Below are 20,044 nucleotides of genomic sequence, written 5' to 3'. Positions count from 1 at the left end.
AAAAAGGTTCTATGTTATTAACAGACTACAACATCTCTAGCTGGATTTTCTCTAAGACGTTGAGTCTTTGTTATTTCATCGCCTTTCTTTCGCTTTTGCCTCAGCTTTTGGGTCTTTATGGACGGCAAGGTATTTTGTCCATCGATCATCTTTTAAATCTTTTAGATAAAGAGATGCGCTCGGAAAGATTTTATCACGTGCCGTCGGTGTTTTGGTTTGCCTCTTCGGACCTGGCTTTGAAAGCGGTCTGCTTCATTGGAATGACGGCGGCTTCACTGGCGTTCTTAGGATTCAGTCAAAGCATTATGTTTCTTATTTGCTTTGTCTGTTATCTTTCGTTTGTCAGCGCAGGACAGCTCTTTTTAAGTTATCAGTGGGACAGTTTACTTTTAGAGTTTGGCTTCTTAGGACTTTTCTTTGCCCCCTTTCAATGGGAATGGCTGCCCCTGGGAGCTCACGTCTTACATCCGATCATCTACTTCATGGTGCTCTTTTTGCTCTTTAAGCTGATGTTTCTTTCAGGCGTAGTAAAGCTTGCGAATAAAGACCCCTATTGGAAGGACCTGTCGGCTCTTTCTTTCCACTTCTGGACACAGCCCCTGCCAACGCCGCTTGCTTACTTTGCTCATAAACTTCCTGCCGGCGTTCTGCGTTTTTGCACGATGACCTTGTTCTTTATCGAACTTGTCGCACCATTTTTTATTTTCTATCCTGGTCCTCTGCAAACAGCCGCCGTCATTCTTTTAGTTACGTTGCAGATTCTAATCATTCTGACTGGCAACTATGGCTTCTTTAATATTTTAACCTTGGGTCTTTGCCTGGGTGTTCTTCCCGATTCAACCTGGGGCTTTAAGATCAACTGGGTCGAAAACACGCCGGTTTCTACGGTCTTTGCATTGATACCAGTGATTCTTGTTGTGCCTTCTTCTTTGTTTTGGATTGCCAAAAGTTTGGCGGAAAAATCCAAAACCTGGGACTTCATGCTTCCCTACATGCGTTTTTTCTATCCCTTCCGCATTTGCAATCCGTATGGTCTTTTCGCAGTGATGACTCGCGTCCGTCCGGAGCTGGTCTTAGAAGGAAGCAATGACGGAGTTCACTGGGAGACTTACGAATTTAAACATAAACCCACATCCCTAAAGCGTTTTCCAACTGTGGTGGCTCCTCACCAGCCACGCTTAGACTGGCAGATGTGGTTTGCCGCTTTAGAGTCTTTCAACGAGAATTTGTGGCTGCAAAACCTGCTCACACGTATTTTCGAAGGTTCTCAAGATGTCTTGATGCTTTTTGAGAAAGACCCTTTCAAAGGACAGCCCCCCAAAGCGCTTCGTCTTCTTCGCTATGAATATAAGTTTTCGAGCTTCGCCGAACTTCGTAAAGACGGCGTCTGGTGGACCCGAGAGCTTATTGCTCCTTACGGTCCTATCTTTCAGAGAGAAGAGTTCACAGACGACGAAAACTCTCAGAAAAATGCAGAAAGTCTTTAAGCGCAGACTTTCGTTTCGTCTCAGCCTGAGATCCCTTGCGCAAAAGTGACACTCTAAGTGCGGCACTCCCCCATAAGTTTGACGGACCACTTTGAGATCGTTTCACTGTGAGAAGCCTGCGTTCTGCAAGTCATTGAAAATACGTCGAAATCAACTTTGTTTCAGAGTGAAATATGGCACCCCCATTGCTTTAGTACTATGGCATAGGGGGCTATATGAAAAATTCAAAACAACTTCTAACAACGATCCTGGTACTGACTGCAACGGCACTATTAACTGCTTGCGGATCTTCAAACACGGCGGGATCTTCGGATTTTTCAAGCCGCGTAGTAGATACAGGCACTTCATCTTCAACGAAGTCTGTAGCTTACTGCAACCAACGCTCTGCTAACGACATCACTGCGAAATTGAAAGCTTACACTGACAACAGCAACTATGTTCGCATGGACTTTGTTTACGCTCGCTTGACTTCATTGCCTGCAACTTTCAAAAGCGATTCTTCATACATCTCTATGTGGAAGTGGTTGGCAAACTCTTCAGGCAGCACTCAATTGGATAACACTCCACTTCAATTCATCATCGTTCACCCAACAACAGGTCAAGCTTTGACTGGTTGGATGAAAACAATGAGATGGTCCGATGTTGCGGCAGTAGCTTCAGCATTGGGTGTTACGGATCCACAAACTTTCTTCAGCGCAGTAAATATCTTGGTTGATCTTAAAGACACTCAAGGTGAATACGATGTACTTAAAGTAACGAACTATGACTTGAGCACAAACAAGTCGTTGAACGCTCTAGATATCCTTCTTCCAGCGTTCTACGCAAACCCTGCAGACTACGCTTTGGAGTCAACAGGAACAGCTCGCGCTGGTGTACTTAAAAACTTGCACCCATTCGCAAGCTACTTGAACCAAGGCTACACAACCTCTCAGTTCGTATCGATGGCTAACAACTACTGCTTCTAATAAGAAAAAAGAAGAAGCTTCAAAAAGGGTGATCCCCCTCACCCTCCAAAAGCAAAAAAAGCGTACCCCAAAGGTACGCTTTCTTCTTTTTAGTCCTGCATGAAGCTAGCGATTTGCCACCATTAGTGAGCAGACTCTTGAGAGACTTCGTCCGCTTGAAGATTTTCGCCCTGGCGATAACGATCTACCAAAGTGCGATCCGTCGTCGGGAACGAGAATAAAAGCGAATGTACATTCGACTCTTCGTCTTCTTGAGTGACCGCGATGTAAGTCAAATCTTTGACTGTCTCGTGATCCGGAAATTCCTTGATAAAACTCACGAGAACGTTTCCGTCTAGGTCGTTCTTACGCCAGATTTCATCCGCACTTTCGATTGTCTCTTCACGAAGGGCAGCAAATTCTGGGAACTTGTCTTGAGCGATATCTTTTTCACCACGCACTTTCAGCATGGCCATATAAAGACCCATCGCCAAAGGATCACCTTCACCTAGCGCATCACCTTCGATGGCGCCTTCAGCGACGCTTTCAAAGTTTTTGTCGTAGGCCATCTCGCCACGCTGGTAGTTCTGCCATACGCGACTGTCTTTTGTAGGGAAGTGAATAAAAACAAAGGTCGGATATTCATCTTCAGATGACACATAGGCCACTGCGACATACTTAAATGCCTCATCACCTTGCTCGATATTTTTGATGAAGTGATACACAGGGAACTCTTCCAGAGTCTTATCGTCTAACCAAACTTCATCTGGCTCGTCCAATGTCGCCTCAAGATAATGCTCTCGGCCAATTTGTTCTTCGTCATTATAATCGTCAGGACTTCGTAAAGATTGGTACTCCGATTCGAGTTTATCGATAGCTGACTGGAAATAGCCGTAAAGATCTTCCTCGGAGTCAAAAATAAGTCCCGCCGCTTCATCGACGATAATGTACTCTTTTTCAGAGGCACTTGTTGTTTTCTTCTTCGCACGGGATTTAGTTTTCGCCATATTCTTTCGCATCCTTCACACGTTCTATTATCAGAACATTTACGATCCCCAACAACTTAAAAAAAAGTGAGATCGACAAGGTTCGTCATAGTCTCATTTTTGGTCTTGCAACGGGATGATTTATTCCTCACCATCGGAAGTAAGACGTCGCAAGGAGGCGCGCTTGGTCAATATAGAAGAGACAAGTTTGGAAAGAATGGAAGCATTGCTATCTCATTCAGCCATGGGTGTTCACGTTCTTTTTGACAACAAAGAAATCGCGGATGTCCTGAAAGAAGTGAAAGACGACAAAGACTTTTACAGCTTCGACAAGATGAAAAAAGTCCAAGACGTCATGACCGAACTGATCGCAAAAAAAACATACTTCGAGAAGATGGCTTACCTTCAAGCCTTAGACTCTGAATCCTACCAAATGCTAGTCAGAGCTTACTTCCACATCGTCGAAAACACCGTCCGCGCAAATAACGAACACAAACACTAAAAGATACCTGCTTCCCTTTGTGCTAAAAAGGTAGCAGGTACCTTTTCCGACGAAAACTTCGACAGTTTGGGCGGACTTCCCTCTGAAAATCGTGATGTTTTAATTTCTGTCGAACTCTTGGAGTTCTAAATCGACATCATTCTTGAAAAATAATGCAAAGCGTTGGTGTGGTGGTATTCTGGGCTCATCTCGCACGGAGGGATGACAATGAGATTGCAAACCACACTTGCACTCGTTTCTCTTCAGCTTGGAATTGCATCTTGTGGATTGAAAAACGGACTGGAAGCGAACTCGGTTTCTGCACAAAGCAGCGGGACCGCATTGAAGATATCGAAAGTCGACGTCAACGCCAATCCACTAGATAAGACCGTGTGTGATCCTTTCGGTGGAATTCCCGCCGACAATCTTCAACAAGGTATTAAAGCGAGCCTTTATTATGTGACTCCGGGAATGCCTTTACTAAATAAGTCTGAAGACTATGTGACGTTTGCTAAAAAATCAGATCAGAAGCTTTTCTTTGCGGATCTCAATGTTCCGACTCGCATGTTCCACGAAGGATTTGCGACACAAACACATGATGTTTTAAAAGATGATGCCGGCTCTATGCTGATCGAAAATTTCGGTGTGAAGTTTGAAACGATCTTAAAACTTTCTGCAAACGACGAAGAGGGCGACTACGAATTGGCCCTGCTTTCTGATGACGGATCTAAACTAAAAATTCTTTCCGGCACTTTAGAAAGTCCTTTAAAAACCACCGTGATTGATAACGACGGTGAACATCCCACGCGCATGGGCTGCGCTTCGCAAATCATTTCGATGAATCGCGATAAAACCGTGCCTTTGGAACTCACCTATTATCAAGGTCCCCGTTATCACATCTCAAATGTTCTGCTTTGGAGAAAAGCTTCCGTCGCCGGAAAAGATGAGGCTTGTGGTCAGACTGGCAATGAGCACTTCTTTGATCCGAACAAAGGATCTGTTCCGCAGCAAGCGTACAATGACTTGTTGGCTCGTGGCTGGAAGGTTGTTCAGAAGGACAACTTCTTCATCCCCAAAAATGAAGCCTACAATCCTTGTGTCGAAGGTACAAATCCACTGATAACAAAGTTCAAAGTGGCCGAGATTATCACTCAAGGTGTGCAGCTTAGCTGGAGCACTGATATCGCCGCTACGTCGCAAGTGAAATTGATTAATAAAGAAACTCAAGAAGTGATTCTTACAAATTCGGACAACGTTTTACGAACCAACCACTTTGTGCAAGTCACGGGATTAAAATCCCAAACTACTTACACGGCACAAGCGGTCAGTATCTCAGAAGACTTAGGAAAATCACTGAGTGAGGTTATTGAATTCACGACACCGTAAGGTTGGAAGTGAAAGACAGATTAATAAAGTTTCCCACCGCAAAGCCGATAGGAAGACTTGTGAAATATCGAGTTTTCTTATCGGCTTTCTTTTTATTTTTAAGCCCCAGCCTGTCTCAGGCTGAGTACCGCGTATTTCTATTGAAGATCTCAAAAATATCCACAGATCCCACGAAGCCCGCTACAGACTTCCGTCTGGTTGAAAGCACTCTCGATCCCGAACAGTATCGCTACTATTACCCCGTCGCTCCGGATGAACAGGTCACATATATCGATACTTGGCGCTGTTACGGCCGTACTGGCGACTTCCAACCGCTTTGCCCCAACCCCAAAGGCCAGATTCCCACAGAAGAAAATCCTGCACCTTAATGGATTCGTCTTGATTTGATACACTGTGAGCATGTCTTCTATCGACAGTTCACAGCGCAAAGCCCAACAAGCCGAATTGAATGACCTTCAAGCGGACTACGCACGCAAAAAAAAGCAGATCGTAAAACAAGGCGAAGCTCAACTCGAAGATCTTAAAGATCATTATGATGATAAAAAGACGGCCTTGACCGAACAAAACCAAGCCGCCGTCAATCACATCCGTCACCGTCAAAAAGAACTGGCCGAAGAAGCGTCCCAAGAACGCCAACGTTTGACCGAGAACTACAATGCTCGCACTCAGTCTTTACAAAAAGGCTATGACGAAAAGCTGTCAGAGACTCGACAAAAACGTCAGGTCGCGGTGGCGGAAGCTCAAACCAGCGCCCGCCAAAAAGTGAAAGAGATCGAAGACTCTTCTCAAGCTCGCATCGAAGATGTTCGCACTCGCAGTGGCGAAGACATCGCGCGCGCGAAACAAAAATACAATCAAGACATGCAGCAGATTAATGATTTCAGTGAAAAGCGTTTGGATCGACAACGTGAACAAAACGATGCGATTTTAACGAATGAAGTGGAACGTGGAAAATACGCCCAGGAACGCGTGCGCACGCGCAATGAAAAAGAACTTCAAGACACTCAACAACGTGGTGACGAGAAAATCGCTTTTGAACAAGAGCAGCAACAAAAGAAGCTGACGCGTTTGAATGACTTTTCGGCGAAACGCTACGATCAGCAACAAAAACAATGGGCTTCCAAAGAAGAGCGCGTGAATCAGCAGTATTCTGAAAGAATCATGCATAATAAAAAAGCAAATGAAGACACGCTTAAAACCCAGCACGAAAGATTCCAAAGCGTTTACATGAAAAACGAAGACGCACAAAGGGAAGCTTTAGACATTCAAACTCAGCGCTATGTTCGTCAACTGGGTGAAGCCCGTAAGGACTTCGTGAAAGCCGCTTCCCACTACTCGAACAAGGCCAGTGATCCATTTTATAAAGTGGAAGACCGCGGAAGCCAGTTAAGTGAAAGTTCGGATTTTTATACGTTAAGAGCCTATGTTCCCGAGCATGAAAAAGACGCAGTGAAAGTCTCTATCCAAAACGACAAAGCGACGATCACGGGCCAACGCTCTTTCAAAGACAAATTTGAAGATGAAGTCAGCGGAAAAAAAGTAAGCAGTGCGAACTTCCAAACATTCCGTGAAGAGTTTGTATTTGATAAGCCTGTCATTACAGAAGGCATGACCCGTCAACGTGATGGTGACTGGGTTGTATTTCAGATTCCTAAAGGCAATATCAGCCGTTTCGACCGGAAGGCTTAACCCCACCCGAACCCAACAATTGTTCTAAAAAGAAAGCAGAAAGTTGATGGCGACCATCGACCGAAGCTTTTTTGTAAAGGCTGAGGGCTTGTTGACGTGTGGTCGTCTCTGAAGTGCCGCGCTGACCGGCAATCTCGCGAAGACTCAGTCCGCGAAGAATAAGGATGCCGATCTCAGATTCAGCTTTCGTGAATCCCCATTTTTCGAAATGACTTTGAATGTAAGTTCGGAATTCTCCGAGATCTTTTCCCATAAACAGGATTAGATCTTTTTATTAACAATCTGTCATCTAACACAAGTTCGTAGTTCGTAATTTTTCCACCGATGGTGGAGAGAAAGCGGTCTCACTACACTTTCATTAGGTAGCGAACTTCGCGCATAAGGAAAGATAAACGCGCTTGAAGATCCGTCAGAGTTTCAATGTTGGCGTGAAGTTGCGCCAAAGAATCTTTTTCGATAACAGGAGTATCCGCAAGTTCATGGTAAGACTTGTGTACCATGGGAGACAATTCTTCGATTGAGCCCAAATAAGAATCCACAGACGATTCAACCTTTGCGTTTTTATCTAATGTGATCACTCTCATTTTGCTCTCCTTCACCCTGCACGAAGCGCAGAATTCAAAGTCTAGTTAGCTTTTTTCGAATCCAACAACTTAAATAATCTTACATAAAGTTTTTACAATGCTGAGCGCCTTAATATTCGCACTGGAGGGCCGTTTGATCGGCTCCCGCTAAGTTCACGCGATCATCTCCGCTCGCCAAATACGTTGCCATCACGGAACCCGCGCCATCTTTGTGCTTCAGGCCCAAAACGTGTCCCATTTCGTGCAGAACAAGCGCTTCGATATTTACAGGAGCTGAGCCCTGACGATCTGTTTTTGCAGCTCTAGTCAGAGTTTGACCGTTCCAGTAAAATCCGAAATCAGCGGCATTTAAACGAATATCTGCTTCTTTAATTTGATCCCCGATCCAATAAACACTCGTGCGACCTTGTTCGGAAGCGCGGTTGTCCTCCCAAGAAGACATCAAATAGATCACGTTGACGCTGTCCTTGTGGGGATTGATCGGACCTGTATAACGAGTGCTCGTGACGATATTGAAGAGTTTGCGACCTGCGGTTTTTTCCCACGTGTCTGCCGCTTTCAAAATAGCTGGAATCATAGAGTCAGGAACTTGCGCGTGGATATACATCGTGACAGGAACATCGCTTTTCCAAGAGATGCGTTCGCCATACACGTTTTGCACGAAACCGCAGTCTTCTTGAGACTTCGGCGCACAGGCTTGAATCGATATAACTGTAATAAGGACCAACGCGGTCCCAAGCCACTTCAACATGAGAGCGACCTCCACGAAGGGTTTCTATTACAAGGATGGGACCACAATGCTTCCTCTGTTTGCCGGTACCTAAGTCACTAGAATGACAAGGCTTTGTCTTCCCTATTCAAACCTGCTGCATTTTTAGGCTTCGTTTAAACCGCAGTGTCTCGTTCCTGGACAAGGGCTAAAAATCCCCCTAAGCTTTTGGATTCTTTGAACTTTGTCCGTGTAAAGAAAGCTGACACCCCTTCGCCGCAAAGTGTGGTGCAAAAGGGCTCCGAAACAGTTGGTCCGGCGATTGCTCTATAGGAAAAGCAAGTCTCAAAATGAGACTCTTCGGGCTCTCACCCATTCGGGAAATCCTGGCGGCCCTCACATCTTATCACCACATCCTACCTTCCCTGGTAGGGAGTTAAAAAACTCCCCCTGCCAGTCCGCGCGCGAATGTGTTAAAACCTAAGCCACAAATAGAAAGGCTTCCGTTAATGACTAAACTCACAGTGATTCCTGGTGATGGTATTGGTCCTGAGATCATGACTCAGGTGATCCGCGTTCTTAAGCACGTTAAAGCTCCTTTTGAATATGAAGAGCATCAAGCCGGCGAAGTGGCTTTGCATACTTTGGGTGAACTTCTTCCTCAGAACACCGTCGATTCTATCAATAAAAATAAACTGGCGATCAAAGGTCCAACGACAACTCCCGTGGGTGGCGGTCATAAATCAATCAACGTAACGATGAGACAGAAGTTCGATCTTTACGCCAACGTCCGCCCGGTTCGTTCTTTGCCTGGAGTAAACTGCGTTTGTAACGATGTGGATTTAACCATCGTTCGTGAAAACACCGAAGACCTGTACGCAGGTATCGAGCGCATGGTGGATGAAGACACCGCAGAAAGCATTAAGCGCATCACTCGCAAAGGTTCTGAGCGTATTGCTCGCTATGCGTATGACCTTGCTCAACGCACAGGCCGCAATCGCGTGGCCATCGTTCATAAAGCAAACATCATGAAAATGTCCGACGGCCTTTTCTTGAAAGTCGCGCAAGAAATCGGCTGGCAATATCCCGAGATCACAACCAAAGATGTGATCGTCGATAATGCCTGCATGCAGTTAGTGACAAAGCCTCAACAGTTTGACGTGATCGTCACTGAAAATCTTTACGGGGATATCTTAAGTGATCTCTGTGCCGGTCTTGTGGGTGGATTGGGAGTTGTTCCAGGCGCCAATATCGGTGAAAAAGCGGCGATCTTTGAAGCTGTTCATGGATCTGCCCCCGACATCGCTGGACAGAATAAAGCCAACCCAACAGCTTTACTTCAATCCGCGGTGATGATGCTTCAGCACGTGCATGAAAATGCAAAAGCAGACGCGATCATGAAAGCACTGGTGGCCGCGCTATCTGACGTGAACGCACGTACCGGAGATCTGGGTGGTAAAGGCTCAACGGTGTCCTTCACAGACGCTATCATTCAAAAACTAGGATAAGACCGTGACAAAAACGATGATGATCACCCCGATTCAAACTGATGTCTTTCATCAAGGCGATGATTTGGTGGAGTTCATCATCCGTTCTGTCGATCCTTTGTTGTGGAAAGAAAAAACAATCCTGGCAATCACTTCAAAGATTGTCAGTATTGCTGAAAATCGATTTGAGTCTTTAGCTAATATCGATAAAAAATCATTGATCCGTCGTGAAGCCGATCACTACTTAGGTGAAATCGGACATGGAGTCAGCCTGACGATTAAGCATGGTCTTATGTTACCTGCGGCCGGTATTGACGAATCCAATTCTGAACACGGCGATTACATTCTTTACCCTTTAGAGCCGTACGCTTCCGCAGAAAAAATTCGCTCCGCCCTTCGCGAACGTTTAGGAATTAAAGACCTGGGTGTACTCTTAACCGACTCTCGCACTGGACCTTTGCGTTTAGGCGTGACGGGAGTCACATTGTCGCTGGCGGGATTTCATCCCCTGCGCAATATGATCGGCCAAGAGGATATCTTTGGTCGCCCTTTGAAGATGACCAAGATCAATGTGGCTGACAGCTTAGCGGCTTCGGCGGTGTTGATGATGGGCGAAGCCAACGAGCGCTGCCCGCTTGCGATTCTTTCGGGTGCCAATGTCGAATTCACTGATCATCCTTGTCGCAAAGATTGGGAAGTCGAGATGGACGAGGACATGTACCTTCCCTTGTACAAGCATCTTCTTAAATAATTTCCAGCCTTAAAGCCAGCCAGCCAGTGTTTGCAGTCTTTGGTGTTTAAACTTAGACTTGTCTATATGAAATCATCATTGTTGCTGTTGCTTGTGTGTGCCCTCTTTATTTCTGCCTGCTCTACAAATCAAAAAAGTCGTTTGGCCACGACCGGAATCGGTATTGGTGTCGGGGCTGTGATTGGCGCTGCGACCGCACCGGATGATGAGCGCCCTGAATTGCACGCGATGTACTGGGGTGGAATCCTGGGTGTTGTGACCGCTGTCGCCGCGAACTACTATTTCAATGATGAAAAAGATATGGAAGTGATGCGCTTAGAAAATGAAAAAATGAAGGCGCAGTTGGACTTCTTTCAAAACGGACCAGCGACCCTCTTAAAAGACACCAAGGGCCCCGCCGATAAGAAGTACTTTCAAAGTGGCAAAGCCCGCATCAAACTTTACAAAATTGATCAATGGGTGGATGAAGGCCCAAATAAAAAATATCACCGTGATCAAATGATTGAGATTCTGCCTTTAGAAAAAGGCGACCAATGAAAGTAAAAGTTCTTTCTGCCCTTCTCCTACTCACTTTTCTTTGGGCTGTCTTTGTCAGTTATAAGTACTGGCAAATTAAAAACAATCCTCGCGTGGTTGCAATCACGATGGACGCGGCAAAAGGTGTTTTACAAAACTCCCAAGTTGGCGAAATGGAAAAACTCACTTTTTTGCGTCAGTTCTTAGATCGTTACTATAACTACGACTCAAATAACTTCTGGCAGTCGCAAACCTCTTTAACCTCTTTGATGATCGGATCTTTAGCCGACAACCGTGTGCGCGAAGTCAGTCGTTTGCGTGAAAAGATTCAACAAAAAAATCTGTCTCATTTAAGCCGTATCGTCACTTTACAACAGCAAAAGGATGGAAGTTATAAGGCGACAACGCATTTACAAATCACCGAAGCTGCGGCAAAGAACGATGAGGCGACAAAAAGTCAGCTTTATATAACAACGAGCTTAAAGTTGCAGAACACGGAAAGAACTCTAGAAAATCCTTGGGGACTTTTGGTTTCTGAAATGAAGATTGAAAATTCAGCAACTCAAAACTTGGCACTATCCCCTAGGATCCAAGTTTCCATTGGCGCCCCGACTGTTTTACTTTTTCCCTGCGCGATTGAAAATATTGAAAATCCTTTTGAAAAAAATCTGAACATGAAGGTCACGACCTTGAACGTCAGTGAACTGCAACTGACTCCACAAAAGGGATTGCCAGAGCAGGCTTCTTTCACTGCTACCTGCCGGGACGAAGAATACAAATTTGAACTTCGTGCGGGTGGCGAAGTTCAGGATCTTTACGTTTCTGTTCCCAAAGAGCTGGGTGTCCTCAGAAAGAAAGATTCTGGCCTCTCTAGGCCACGCAAAAAAGACGTCTACGATAAGACCATCGAAAATGTTTTGGGAATTCAGTTAGAAAATTAAGATATCTGCGCTTCGGTTTCTCGGTTCTTGGGAAAAAGTAAAACCACTTGTGTTCCAACACCCCATCTTGAGCGCAATTGCAATTCTCCACCAATAGACTCTAAAGTTTTCTTGGCGTCGTAAAGACCTAAACCATGACCGTTTTCTTTCCCGTGAGTAAAGCCCTCTTGCATCAGCTTCGGAAGAACGTCCTCGGGAATCCCACTGCCGTTATCCATAATTTGTAAAAGCCAATGTTCATCACGCTCTAAAAGAGTCAAGTTGATGGCTGCCTCTGATGCAGGTAAAGCCTCTAAAGAATTATTTAATAGATTGCTTAGGATGCGTTGAACTTTGATCGCCTCTAAAGCAATAGGAACTTCAGAACTTTTGATATGTTTATGCAAGGTGAATGTCACATCAGGATGAGAGAATCTGTATTCCTTTAAAAGCGTCTCTGTCACTAAGGATAGATCGTCCGCTTTGCGCTCTTCCGTGGTTGTCGTCTTTTCCTGTTTCTTGCCTTTATTCAAAAGATCTTCCGCAATGCCACCAATGCGGGACACGGCCAGATTTAAGAGCTCTTTCTTTTCCGAACTCATTTCGTGGGAAAGACGACTGAGCGTCGTTAAGGCCATTAAAGGCCCGCGAATATCATGAGCCACTTGGCGCGAGATGCTGGCGATTTCTTTATTCAATGCCAATTCGGCTTCAAGCTTTTGTTCATGCAGACGGGTTAAGAATTCGCGGCGAACGGCAAAACCGATGAAGAAAAAACTTAAAAGGATTCCAACCATAAACACCGGTGAAAGAAAAGAGCGCAGAACTAAATCAAGCGCGCTAAAACATACGCGCATGGATCCTGATGGCAATGAATTGTAAGTGATAGGTACGTCCGTAGAAAACGCGCATTGCAACTGTTCCGGGTTTTGTACTTCCGTTGTGCCTACAGCGGCGTGAACTTCTTTAAGCTGCTTTAGAATTTTGTTTTGCAGGCTGGGATCGCCCTGAAAGATCTTGGCGCGAGCAATATCATCTTCCCAAATTCCAACATAGCGTTCGACGGATGTTTTTGCCGAATGGACTTCGTAAGCAAAACTCAAGGCTCCCACTAAAAGGCTCATGCCGCACAAAATCCCCAGCCATAGCAGGACGCGGTTTTTCAGTAAATAGGAGGTGGTTTTGCTCATGCCTTTTGGAAGAGCAATTTTGAATCCGGCATGGCCTCAACGACAGAGCTCCGCAGGTGTCAAAGACTTAGACACCTGCCAAGAAGTGACTGACGCTAGTTACAAGGGATTTCTACCCATTCAATTAGCTGACTATCTTCTTCAGCGAAGCAGCCTCCGGCCGTTGTAACGCCCGAATCCAGACAGCTAAAACGATCATGAATATACCCCTGCTCTGTTTTGCCTTCGACTTGAGAATCTGCACCCAGTTTTTCATCTGTAAAGACGGCATTTCCATTTGAGGCACTGATCAGGTAATTCACTTCCGTCACAATATTCCAAGCTTCACGACCGTAGCATTCGGTGCCATCGGCTTGAATGACGTGCATTTGTTCGCACTTCTCGGACACTTTTTTGATGTTAGTTGTTGGCAGAGCCAAAAGAAAATTCTCTGGCGGAGTGTCTTTCGCATAGCCAGGTTTTATAGCGACATCACCGCGATAGTGATGTTTCTTTCCGTTGCGCTCATAGTAAATGTTAATAATTCCATCCAGCCCCGACGCCATTGCATCCATGATCACCGTGCCCGACTGATTTTTACAAACATAGCTTGAGCTGCCTGCGGAAGCAGAAACTGAACCCAGTAGCAAAGCTACGAATAAAGAATTTTTTTTCATAGAAGTCTCCTCAGAATGTGGTAGCACAGCCCGGGAAAATTTCTGAGTTAGAAATTTGCAACTGAATTTGAAAGCAAAAGATGCGGACAAGAGCACGAGCGCTGTCTGCGCTCGCGCCAAAAAACTAATGCATGGATTCTTTATGGATTCTATTTTTGATATCTTGAATTTCAGGAACAGAGACCTTGTACGGTTTGCCACAGATCTGACAAGTGACATCAGCCTCTTCATTCTTGTTAATCATATCTTGAAGCTCTTCTTCACCCAATGTCTCTAGTGCACGTACGACGCGATCTTTTGTGCATGGGCAGAAATATTCTAAGGATTTGTCATGCTCTAATTCTTCAAATGGAATTCCATCCATGAATGGAGCCACCAGTTGTTCTGGAGTCGCACCTTCCATCAACATTTTCGAAATATTAGGCTTTTTCTCTTCGTAGTTCTGTTGAATTTTTTCGACGACAGACTCTTCCACGCCCGGCATGACTTCGATCAACACACCACCCGCGGCCTGCACTTTACCAAAAGTATCTAAGTACACACCCAATGAAACCAAGGAACGAATCTGATGTGACTGATGCAAGTAGTGCGCAATGTCCTGACCGATTTCACCACTCACCAATTCCACAGTTCCATGGAAAGGTTGTTTTTGGAAAGGCTGATGACGAGCCACACTCAGTGTGCCGTTTCCAATGGCCTCTTTCAAACTCAATCCATTGTCATAAGTAGGAGGTTGGTATTGCGGGTTTGGAGTGTAACCACGCACATGGCCGTCATAAGAGGCCTCCGCATAAACGCTTTGCAAAGCGCCGTTCCCACGGAAAAGAAGACCGACCATTTGGCCATCTTTCAATTGGGACGCCATCAAAATCGCACCCACCATGCTGCGGCCCACCGCCACTGTCGCCAACGGATAGGTGTGCTGGAGATCTTGCATATGCTTCACAACTTCAGTCGCGTTCACTGCGGCAATACGCACAGTTAAATCTTTAGAAACAAAACGATGAACACGCTCTTTACTCATGACAAACTCCCAGACCTTATGGAAAACTAAATCGCAACGTAACAGGGCCACCCAATAAATTCAAGTATAAGAGAGCGCACCCCGATGAAGATCTACCTCTTTCGACATGCACAAAAAGCTATGGATTTTTCAGGCGATCCGGATTTGACGGCCGAGGGTCATGCCCAGGCGTCAAAACTTCTCGACAAGGTGCTCAAAAAAGAATTGCCGACGCCGACAGAGCTTTGGGTGTCCCCGAAGAAGCGCACCCATAGCACGTTCCGTCCTTTGGCTCAGCACTTCGATCTTCCCTTACAAAATACAGATGAGCTGTTAGAGCAACAAGGCGACGAAAACTTGTCGGAGTTTCGCTCACGTATCCAGAAACTTTTTGAGCGTTTGGCTGAAAACAAAAAGGCCGTGGTTTTCTTGTGTTCGCATTATGATTTGGTGGTGGAAGCATTAGCCGTAGTTCCCAGTGATAAAGATTTTTCGGATTCAGAATATTCTCACTGGAGCCCCTGTCAGTACGTGGGCTTTGAAGTGAAAAGCGATGGTGTCTTTGAGTTTATCGAATTTAAAAGGGTGCATTTATGATTCAAAATATCTGGGCTGTGGGTCGCAATTACGCTGAACACGCAAAAGAGCTTGGCAACGAAGTGCCGACAGAACCTTTGTTGTTTTTAAAGGCGGGAAGCTGCGCTACTTTAGCAGCGAAAGAGCTTCATCTCCCGTCTTGGAAAAATGAATTGCACTACGAAACAGAGCTGGCTTTGCAGTTTGATGACAACTTGCAAATCGATGCGGCTTGCATTGCTTTAGATCTTACGGATCGCGAAAAACAAAACCAGCTGAAAGCAAAAGGCCAGCCTTGGACATTAGCAAAAAGCTTCAAAGGCGCCTGTCCCCTTTCTGAGTTTTTTCCGGTTTCTGACTTAGAGGATCTTAAAAATCTGGATATCGTCTTGAAGGTGAACGGCGAGCTTCGCCAACAAGGCAACACGTCCCAAATGATCTTTGGCTTTGAAGAGCTGCTTCAGTTTGTGCGTACCCACTTCCCGGTGATGCCCGGGGATTTACTTCTTACAGGGACTCCTCCGGGTGTGGGTGCCTTTAAAAAAGGCGATCTTCTGGAAGCTGAAATTCCAGGAAAGATGAAACACAGCTGGAAAGTCGTTTAATTCGCTATAAATCCAAGGCGTTTTCACTCTATGACGCCTTGGTCCAATTCTATCAAATCTCCCCGACTTTGTTCCTGCAAATTACTTGAGTTTTTACTTCCCTAGAGGGAATATGCGGCCCTCTCATTGAGGTAAAAATATGAACGACATCCAATCGCAAATCGTCGCGCGCGGCGAAGAGATTATGAAGCGTATGGAAGGCCAATCAAAGGCTTCCATTTTCTCAAAAGATTTCTGGTACGGCTCCATCATGGAATGGAGTATGAAAAATGAAAAATTCAAAACCAACATGTTCCGCTTTGTGGACGTACTTCCTTCTATCAACTCGGGTGATGAAGTCGCTCGCCACTTGAAAGAATACTTTGCTGAAGATGGTGGAAAACTTCCTCCTGTTTTCAACGTGGGTTTGGGATTGGGTTCTTTGGCTCCGGGCTTGATGGCCGGTGCTATTAAGAAAAACGTCGTGGGTATGGCGCAAATGTTTATCACGGGTGAAAACCCTGACGAGGCGTTGCCGGTACTGAAAAAAGCGCGCAAAAACAAAATGACTTTCACTGTCGACATCTTGGGTGAAGCCATTCTTTCTGAAAAAGAAGCGCAAGAGTACACGAACAAATACGTGGAACTTGTGAACTGGCTCGCGAAAGACGCTGAAAAGTGGGATGAAGTTCCACAGATTGATCGCGATCATGAAGGTGCAATGCCGAAAGTAAACGTGTCTGTGAAAATGACAGCACTTTACTCGCAAATCAAAGACACAGCTTGGGATGAAACGAAGAAAATCTTGAAAGATCGTATGCGTCCCGTATTCCGTTTGGGAATGCAAAAAGGCGTGTTCATCAATCTGGATATGGAACAGTACTCTGTAAAACACCTGACTTTGGAAGTTTTCACAGAGCTTATCAATGAGCCTGAATTTAAAAACTACAAATACTTCGGTATCGTGATCCAAGCTTACCTTCGTGATTCTTTCGAAGACTGCAAAATGTTGACAGACTTCGCAAAAACTCGCGGCACTCCATTCTGGGTTCGCCTAGTGAAGGGTGCTTACTGGGACTACGAAACTATTGAAGCTGAACAACGCGGCTGGCCCGTTCCTGTTTACACGAACAAAGCCGAGTCCGACGCCAACTACGAAGTGTGCGCGAAGTACTTCCTTGAAAACATCAAATACATCCGCCCGGCTTTTGCGTCTCATAACGTCAGAACTATCGCGGCTTGTATGGTCTATGCTGAAAAATTGAATATTCCAAAAGAAGCTTTGGAATTCCAAATGCTTTACGGAATGGCTGAGCCGATTAAGAAAACTATCGTCGACATGGGTTACCGCATGCGTGAGTATGCTCCCGTAGGTGAATTGATCCCGGGCATGGCTTACCTCGTTCGCCGTTTGCTTGAGAACTCATCCAACGAATCTTGGTTGCGCGGAAAATTCGCGGATAACAAAACAACAGCAGAACTTTTGAAAGACCCTGCTCAAGGTTTGACTCCGACGTCTCCGGTCCTTCCTAAAAAACCAGGCAAGTTCTATAATGAACCTCTTCTTGATTTCGCTGTGAAAGCAGATCGCGAAAAGATGCTCAAAGCGCTGGCTGACATGAAGGCGTCTTTGCCCGTGAATGTTCCTGTTGTGATCAACAACAAAGAAGTTCGCACGGATAAAAACTTTGATCGCGTGAATCCTTCTGAATCTTCCCAAGTGGTTGGTAAGATCAACATGGCCTCTGTCGAACATGCCGAACAAGCAATGCAGGCCGCGCAAGCTGCTTACAAAACTTGGAAGAATGTGCCTTGTGAACAGCGTGCGGCTTTGGTTGATAAGCTAGCTGACTTGATGGTTCGCGATAAATTCAAATTGATCGCAACTCAAGTGATGGAAGTGGGTAAACCGTGGGCCGAAGCTGATGGTGACGTCGCGGAAGCCATCGACTTCTGCCGTTATTACGCTCGCGACATGCGCCACCTGCAAAAGCCGTTGCGCGTGGGTGGATTGCCTGGTGAACTTTCTCACTACATCTATAAATCACGTGGTGTAACTGCCGTTATTGCTCCTTGGAACTTCCCGTTGGCGATTTTAGCCGGCATGGTGACAGCCGCGGCGGTGACTGGAAATACCGTGGTGATGAAACCTGCAGAACAATCTTCTGTGGTGGCTTACGGTTTGATGAAGCTTGTTCAAGAGGCGGGCTTCCCGGCGGGTGTTATCAACTTCCTGCCTGGTTTCGGTGAAGAAGTGGGCGAACACATTGTGAACCACAAATTCACGACGACCATTGCATTCACCGGCTCTAAAGCTGTCGGTCTTCATATTCTAAACAGAGCTTCTCATGTTCAACCCGGCCAAACTCACGTGAAAAGATGCATTATCGAGATGGGCGGTAAAAATGCCGTGATCATCGATAACGATGCGGATCTTGATGAAGCCGTGGATGGTGTCTTGTACTCTGCTTTCGGCTTTAGCGGTCAGAAGTGTTCAGCAGCCAGCCGTGTGATCGTTCTTGATGAGGTTTATGATCGTTTCACAGATCGTTTGGTGGAAGCGGCGAAGTCGATCTCGGTCCTTGCGGCTGAAAATCCAAAAGCTTATATGGGCCCGGTTGTGGATCAAGAGGCGCACGAGCGTATCATGAACACAATTGCGGAAAACGAAAAGACTCAGAAACTTTTATTCAAGGGCCAAGTGCCAACAAATGGTTTCTATGTTCCACCGACAATCTTTGGCGATGTCGCAGGCGACTCAAAACTAGCGCAAAACGAAATCTTCGGACCAGTGGTGGCGGTGATCCGTGCGAAAAACTTGGATCAAGCTTTGGAAATCGCTAACAGCACAGAGTACGCTTTAACTGGTGGTGTGTTCTCTCGAAGCCCTGCCAATATCGCTCGCGTAAAAGAAGAATTCGAAGTAGGGAACTTGTACATCAACCGTGGCATCACCGGTGCGATGGTGGATCGTCATCCATTCGGTGGTTTCAAAATGTCGGGTATCGGTTCTAAAACCGGCGGCCCTGATTACTTGAAACAATACATGGAGCCAGCGGCCGTGACAGAGAACACTCTTCGTCGTGGTTTTGCTCCCGCGGAAGAATAGTTTCGAAACTCTTTTAAAACTAAAAAGGCTTCGTAGTGATACGAAGCCTTTTTTATTTGCAAACTCATTTTAATTTATTATATGGGGGTTACGAGGGAATTATGGAAGAAGTAATTAAGTCCGCGTTAGATAATGCAAAAGCCCGTATCGTAGATCCTATTTTTGGAAGTTATTCGATTTTGTTTTTTGTCGTGAACTGGCGAATAGTCTTAACGGTCTTTTCCGACAAAAATGTTGATCAAAAAATTCAGGAAACGGAACGCCTCTTAACTTCTCCGTTATTCAAAGTTGACCTGCCTTATTTAGAAATAGTCAGTTACCCATTTATTTTCCCGGTACTTCTAACCTGCTTTTATATCGCGCTATCTGCGGCGTTACTTCCGATATACAAATTGATCGAGTTTATCCGAGTTTATAGATCTAACGCAGCAGTGGATGCCTCGTCTCGATTAAGATCTATCGAAAACGAGATGGCACATCTCAGGTCAATGTACAGCCAAGAATTTGACAAAAGAAATCGTATTGAGGAAGTCGCAACTGCACGCGAAGCAACTATCTCTTCCCAAGCAAAAACGATTCAATCACTAGAAGAAAAAATTTCCGGCATAGACGGTTCCGTAAAAACGGTAGAACCCGTGAACCAATTTAACAAAGCGATGCATGACCAGTTTAAGGACTATCTTGTTCCTATTGAGAGTCATGTAATTCAAAATAATATAAATTCTGAGGAAGCGCTAAGGGCTTACTATGGGACGGCCAATAGAATATTTAATATGCTACTTCAAATGAGACCCAAAAGCGTTAGCCTGAGGGAAGCATCTAAAAACTTCGGTCACTTTTTGGAAACGGGTAACATTAATATTTTACGAAATATCATACAGAGTTTAAAGAATGATTTTTCGGAGCAGAAAGTCGTACATGAGGTTAAATTAACGACCACGTATTTGCTCACTATTCTAGAATACATAGAGGCATTTCATAAATAG

At 45.3% G+C, this 20,044-nt stretch carries 21 protein-coding genes; 14 read left to right on the top strand and 7 right to left on the bottom strand.

Annotated elements, in window-relative coordinates:
• The first annotated feature begins 11 nt into the window (after positions 1–11).
• Positions 12–1,487 (top strand): lipase maturation factor family protein, encoded by a 1,476-nt coding sequence (locus tag ACLWBD_RS05490; RefSeq protein WP_413569905.1) that lies wholly within the window; start codon positions 12–14, stop codon positions 1,485–1,487.
• Positions 1,488–1,702: 215 nt separating this feature from the next.
• Entirely contained in the window at positions 1,703–2,452 is a 750-nt protein-coding gene (locus ACLWBD_RS05485) for a hypothetical protein (RefSeq protein WP_063209216.1), read from the top strand.
• A gap of 122 nt (positions 2,453–2,574) precedes the next feature.
• Here ACLWBD_RS05485 and ACLWBD_RS05480 read toward each other — a convergent pair whose 3' ends face one another.
• Positions 2,575–3,438, bottom strand: coding sequence for a PBECR2 nuclease fold domain-containing protein (locus ACLWBD_RS05480; RefSeq protein ID WP_253720847.1), 864 nt, complete (start codon positions 3,436–3,438; stop codon positions 2,575–2,577).
• Between the two features lie 163 nt (positions 3,439–3,601).
• On the opposite strand from ACLWBD_RS05480, the gene ACLWBD_RS05475 reads away from it, so the two are divergent.
• From ACLWBD_RS05475 to ACLWBD_RS05460, 4 genes are all read left to right on the top strand, one after another.
• Positions 3,602–3,919: a hypothetical protein gene (locus tag ACLWBD_RS05475; protein WP_253696937.1), complete on the top strand. Its 318-nt coding sequence runs from the start codon at positions 3,602–3,604 to the stop codon at positions 3,917–3,919.
• 207 nt (positions 3,920–4,126) lie between these two features.
• A complete protein-coding gene (locus tag ACLWBD_RS05470; protein ID WP_413569903.1) occupies positions 4,127–5,284 on the top strand; it encodes a hypothetical protein in 1,158 nt (385 codons plus the stop codon).
• Positions 5,285–5,343: 59 nt separating this feature from the next.
• The gene (locus tag ACLWBD_RS05465) at positions 5,344–5,652 is read left to right on the top strand and encodes a hypothetical protein (RefSeq protein WP_063209623.1); all 309 of its coding nucleotides are present in this window, start codon (positions 5,344–5,346) and stop codon (positions 5,650–5,652) included.
• Between the two features lie 31 nt (positions 5,653–5,683).
• A complete protein-coding gene (locus tag ACLWBD_RS05460) occupies positions 5,684–6,973 on the top strand; it encodes a hypothetical protein (RefSeq protein WP_063209210.1) in 1,290 nt (429 codons plus the stop codon).
• Here the strand turns inward: ACLWBD_RS05460 and ACLWBD_RS05455 are convergent.
• The 3 genes from ACLWBD_RS05455 to ACLWBD_RS05445 all read right to left on the bottom strand — a co-directional run bounded on the left by ACLWBD_RS05455 (position 6,948) and on the right by ACLWBD_RS05445 (position 8,308).
• Positions 6,948–7,226 carry a helix-turn-helix transcriptional regulator gene (locus ACLWBD_RS05455; RefSeq protein WP_063209208.1) on the bottom strand — a complete coding sequence of 93 codons (279 nt, stop codon included), beginning with the start codon at positions 7,224–7,226 and terminating at the stop codon, positions 6,948–6,950. The two genes, ACLWBD_RS05460 and ACLWBD_RS05455, sit on opposite strands and share 26 nt — an antisense overlap.
• A 94-nt stretch (positions 7,227–7,320) precedes the next feature.
• Positions 7,321–7,557 carry a hypothetical protein gene (locus ACLWBD_RS05450; protein ID WP_063209206.1) on the bottom strand — a complete coding sequence of 79 codons (237 nt, stop codon included), beginning with the start codon at positions 7,555–7,557 and terminating at the stop codon, positions 7,321–7,323.
• A gap of 109 nt (positions 7,558–7,666) precedes the next feature.
• A complete protein-coding gene (locus tag ACLWBD_RS05445) occupies positions 7,667–8,308 on the bottom strand; it encodes a matrixin family metalloprotease (RefSeq protein WP_413569902.1) in 642 nt (213 codons plus the stop codon).
• 467 nt (positions 8,309–8,775) lie between these two features.
• Between ACLWBD_RS05445 and ACLWBD_RS05440 the strand changes: the two genes are divergently transcribed.
• The 4 genes from ACLWBD_RS05440 (at position 8,776) to ACLWBD_RS05425 (ending at position 11,961) form a co-directional block, all read left to right on the top strand.
• On the top strand, positions 8,776–9,774 hold the full coding sequence (locus ACLWBD_RS05440) for an isocitrate/isopropylmalate dehydrogenase family protein (protein ID WP_063209202.1): 999 nt from the start codon (positions 8,776–8,778) through the stop codon (positions 9,772–9,774).
• Between the two features lie 4 nt (positions 9,775–9,778).
• Positions 9,779–10,504: a coenzyme F420-0:L-glutamate ligase gene (locus tag ACLWBD_RS05435; protein WP_413569900.1), complete on the top strand. Its 726-nt coding sequence runs from the start codon at positions 9,779–9,781 to the stop codon at positions 10,502–10,504.
• A 66-nt stretch (positions 10,505–10,570) separates the two neighbouring features.
• The gene (locus ACLWBD_RS05430; RefSeq protein WP_413569898.1) at positions 10,571–11,041 is read left to right on the top strand and encodes a hypothetical protein; all 471 of its coding nucleotides are present in this window, start codon (positions 10,571–10,573) and stop codon (positions 11,039–11,041) included.
• Positions 11,038–11,961 carry a hypothetical protein gene (locus ACLWBD_RS05425; protein WP_413569896.1) on the top strand — a complete coding sequence of 308 codons (924 nt, stop codon included), beginning with the start codon at positions 11,038–11,040 and terminating at the stop codon, positions 11,959–11,961. The genes ACLWBD_RS05430 and ACLWBD_RS05425 overlap by 4 nt, the downstream gene beginning before the upstream one ends.
• Here the strand turns inward: ACLWBD_RS05425 and ACLWBD_RS05420 are convergent.
• From ACLWBD_RS05420 to ACLWBD_RS05410, 3 genes are all read right to left on the bottom strand, one after another.
• Positions 11,958–13,130, bottom strand: coding sequence for a sensor histidine kinase (locus tag ACLWBD_RS05420; protein WP_413569895.1), 1,173 nt, complete (start codon positions 13,128–13,130; stop codon positions 11,958–11,960). The genes ACLWBD_RS05425 and ACLWBD_RS05420 overlap by 4 nt on opposite strands.
• Before the next feature lie 95 nt (positions 13,131–13,225).
• Positions 13,226–13,786, bottom strand: coding sequence for a hypothetical protein (locus ACLWBD_RS05415; RefSeq protein WP_413569894.1), 561 nt, complete (start codon positions 13,784–13,786; stop codon positions 13,226–13,228).
• A 124-nt stretch (positions 13,787–13,910) separates the two neighbouring features.
• Positions 13,911–14,810, bottom strand: coding sequence for an Hsp33 family molecular chaperone HslO (locus ACLWBD_RS05410; RefSeq protein WP_413569893.1), 900 nt, complete (start codon positions 14,808–14,810; stop codon positions 13,911–13,913).
• An 84-nt stretch (positions 14,811–14,894) separates the two neighbouring features.
• Between ACLWBD_RS05410 and ACLWBD_RS05405 the strand changes: the two genes are divergently transcribed.
• The 4 genes from ACLWBD_RS05405 to ACLWBD_RS05390 all read left to right on the top strand — a co-directional run bounded on the left by ACLWBD_RS05405 (position 14,895) and on the right by ACLWBD_RS05390 (position 20,044).
• Positions 14,895–15,386, top strand: coding sequence for a phosphoglycerate mutase family protein (locus ACLWBD_RS05405; RefSeq protein WP_063209181.1), 492 nt, complete (start codon positions 14,895–14,897; stop codon positions 15,384–15,386).
• Positions 15,383–15,970 (top strand): fumarylacetoacetate hydrolase family protein, encoded by a 588-nt coding sequence (locus ACLWBD_RS05400; protein WP_063209179.1) that lies wholly within the window; start codon positions 15,383–15,385, stop codon positions 15,968–15,970. The genes ACLWBD_RS05405 and ACLWBD_RS05400 overlap by 4 nt, the downstream gene beginning before the upstream one ends.
• A gap of 139 nt (positions 15,971–16,109) precedes the next feature.
• Entirely contained in the window at positions 16,110–19,058 is a 2,949-nt protein-coding gene (gene pruA, locus ACLWBD_RS05395) for an L-glutamate gamma-semialdehyde dehydrogenase (RefSeq protein WP_413569891.1), read from the top strand.
• A 101-nt stretch (positions 19,059–19,159) separates the two neighbouring features.
• Positions 19,160–20,044 (top strand): hypothetical protein, encoded by an 885-nt coding sequence (locus tag ACLWBD_RS05390; RefSeq protein ID WP_413569890.1) that lies wholly within the window; start codon positions 19,160–19,162, stop codon positions 20,042–20,044.

Origin of the sequence: Bdellovibrio sp. HCB117 (assembly GCF_047305915.1) — a bacterium.
Taxonomy (GTDB): Bacteria; Bdellovibrionota; Bdellovibrionia; order Bdellovibrionales; family Bdellovibrionaceae; genus Bdellovibrio; species Bdellovibrio bacteriovorus_B.
The sequence above is the reverse complement of the archived record's forward strand: the minus strand, read 5'-3'. Positions and strand labels throughout refer to the sequence as shown.

What these genes read in the sequence shown, in the direction of transcription:
- ACLWBD_RS05490 (WP_413569905.1), top strand. Translation starts at nt 12, where the DNA reads ATGTTATTAACAGACTACAACATCTCTAGCTGGATTTTCTCTAAGACG.
- ACLWBD_RS05485 (WP_063209216.1), top strand. Translation starts at nt 1,703, where the DNA reads ATGAAAAATTCAAAACAACTTCTAACAACGATCCTGGTACTGACTGCA.
- ACLWBD_RS05480 (WP_253720847.1), bottom strand. Translation starts at nt 3,438, where the DNA reads ATGGCGAAAACTAAATCCCGTGCGAAGAAGAAAACAACAAGTGCCTCT.
- ACLWBD_RS05470 (WP_413569903.1), top strand. Translation starts at nt 4,127, where the DNA reads ATGAGATTGCAAACCACACTTGCACTCGTTTCTCTTCAGCTTGGAATT.
- ACLWBD_RS05460 (WP_063209210.1), top strand. Translation starts at nt 5,684, where the DNA reads ATGTCTTCTATCGACAGTTCACAGCGCAAAGCCCAACAAGCCGAATTG.
- ACLWBD_RS05455 (WP_063209208.1), bottom strand. Translation starts at nt 7,226, where the DNA reads ATGGGAAAAGATCTCGGAGAATTCCGAACTTACATTCAAAGTCATTTC.
- ACLWBD_RS05450 (WP_063209206.1), bottom strand. Translation starts at nt 7,557, where the DNA reads ATGAGAGTGATCACATTAGATAAAAACGCAAAGGTTGAATCGTCTGTG.
- ACLWBD_RS05445 (WP_413569902.1), bottom strand. Translation starts at nt 8,308, where the DNA reads ATGTTGAAGTGGCTTGGGACCGCGTTGGTCCTTATTACAGTTATATCG.
- ACLWBD_RS05440 (WP_063209202.1), top strand. Translation starts at nt 8,776, where the DNA reads ATGACTAAACTCACAGTGATTCCTGGTGATGGTATTGGTCCTGAGATC.
- ACLWBD_RS05430 (WP_413569898.1), top strand. Translation starts at nt 10,571, where the DNA reads ATGAAATCATCATTGTTGCTGTTGCTTGTGTGTGCCCTCTTTATTTCT.
- ACLWBD_RS05425 (WP_413569896.1), top strand. Translation starts at nt 11,038, where the DNA reads ATGAAAGTAAAAGTTCTTTCTGCCCTTCTCCTACTCACTTTTCTTTGG.
- ACLWBD_RS05420 (WP_413569895.1), bottom strand. Translation starts at nt 13,130, where the DNA reads ATGAGCAAAACCACCTCCTATTTACTGAAAAACCGCGTCCTGCTATGG.
- ACLWBD_RS05415 (WP_413569894.1), bottom strand. Translation starts at nt 13,786, where the DNA reads ATGAAAAAAAATTCTTTATTCGTAGCTTTGCTACTGGGTTCAGTTTCT.
- ACLWBD_RS05410 (WP_413569893.1), bottom strand. Translation starts at nt 14,810, where the DNA reads ATGAGTAAAGAGCGTGTTCATCGTTTTGTTTCTAAAGATTTAACTGTG.
- ACLWBD_RS05405 (WP_063209181.1), top strand. Translation starts at nt 14,895, where the DNA reads ATGAAGATCTACCTCTTTCGACATGCACAAAAAGCTATGGATTTTTCA.
- ACLWBD_RS05400 (WP_063209179.1), top strand. Translation starts at nt 15,383, where the DNA reads ATGATTCAAAATATCTGGGCTGTGGGTCGCAATTACGCTGAACACGCA.
- pruA (WP_413569891.1), top strand. Translation starts at nt 16,110, where the DNA reads ATGAACGACATCCAATCGCAAATCGTCGCGCGCGGCGAAGAGATTATG.
- ACLWBD_RS05390 (WP_413569890.1), top strand. Translation starts at nt 19,160, where the DNA reads ATGGAAGAAGTAATTAAGTCCGCGTTAGATAATGCAAAAGCCCGTATC.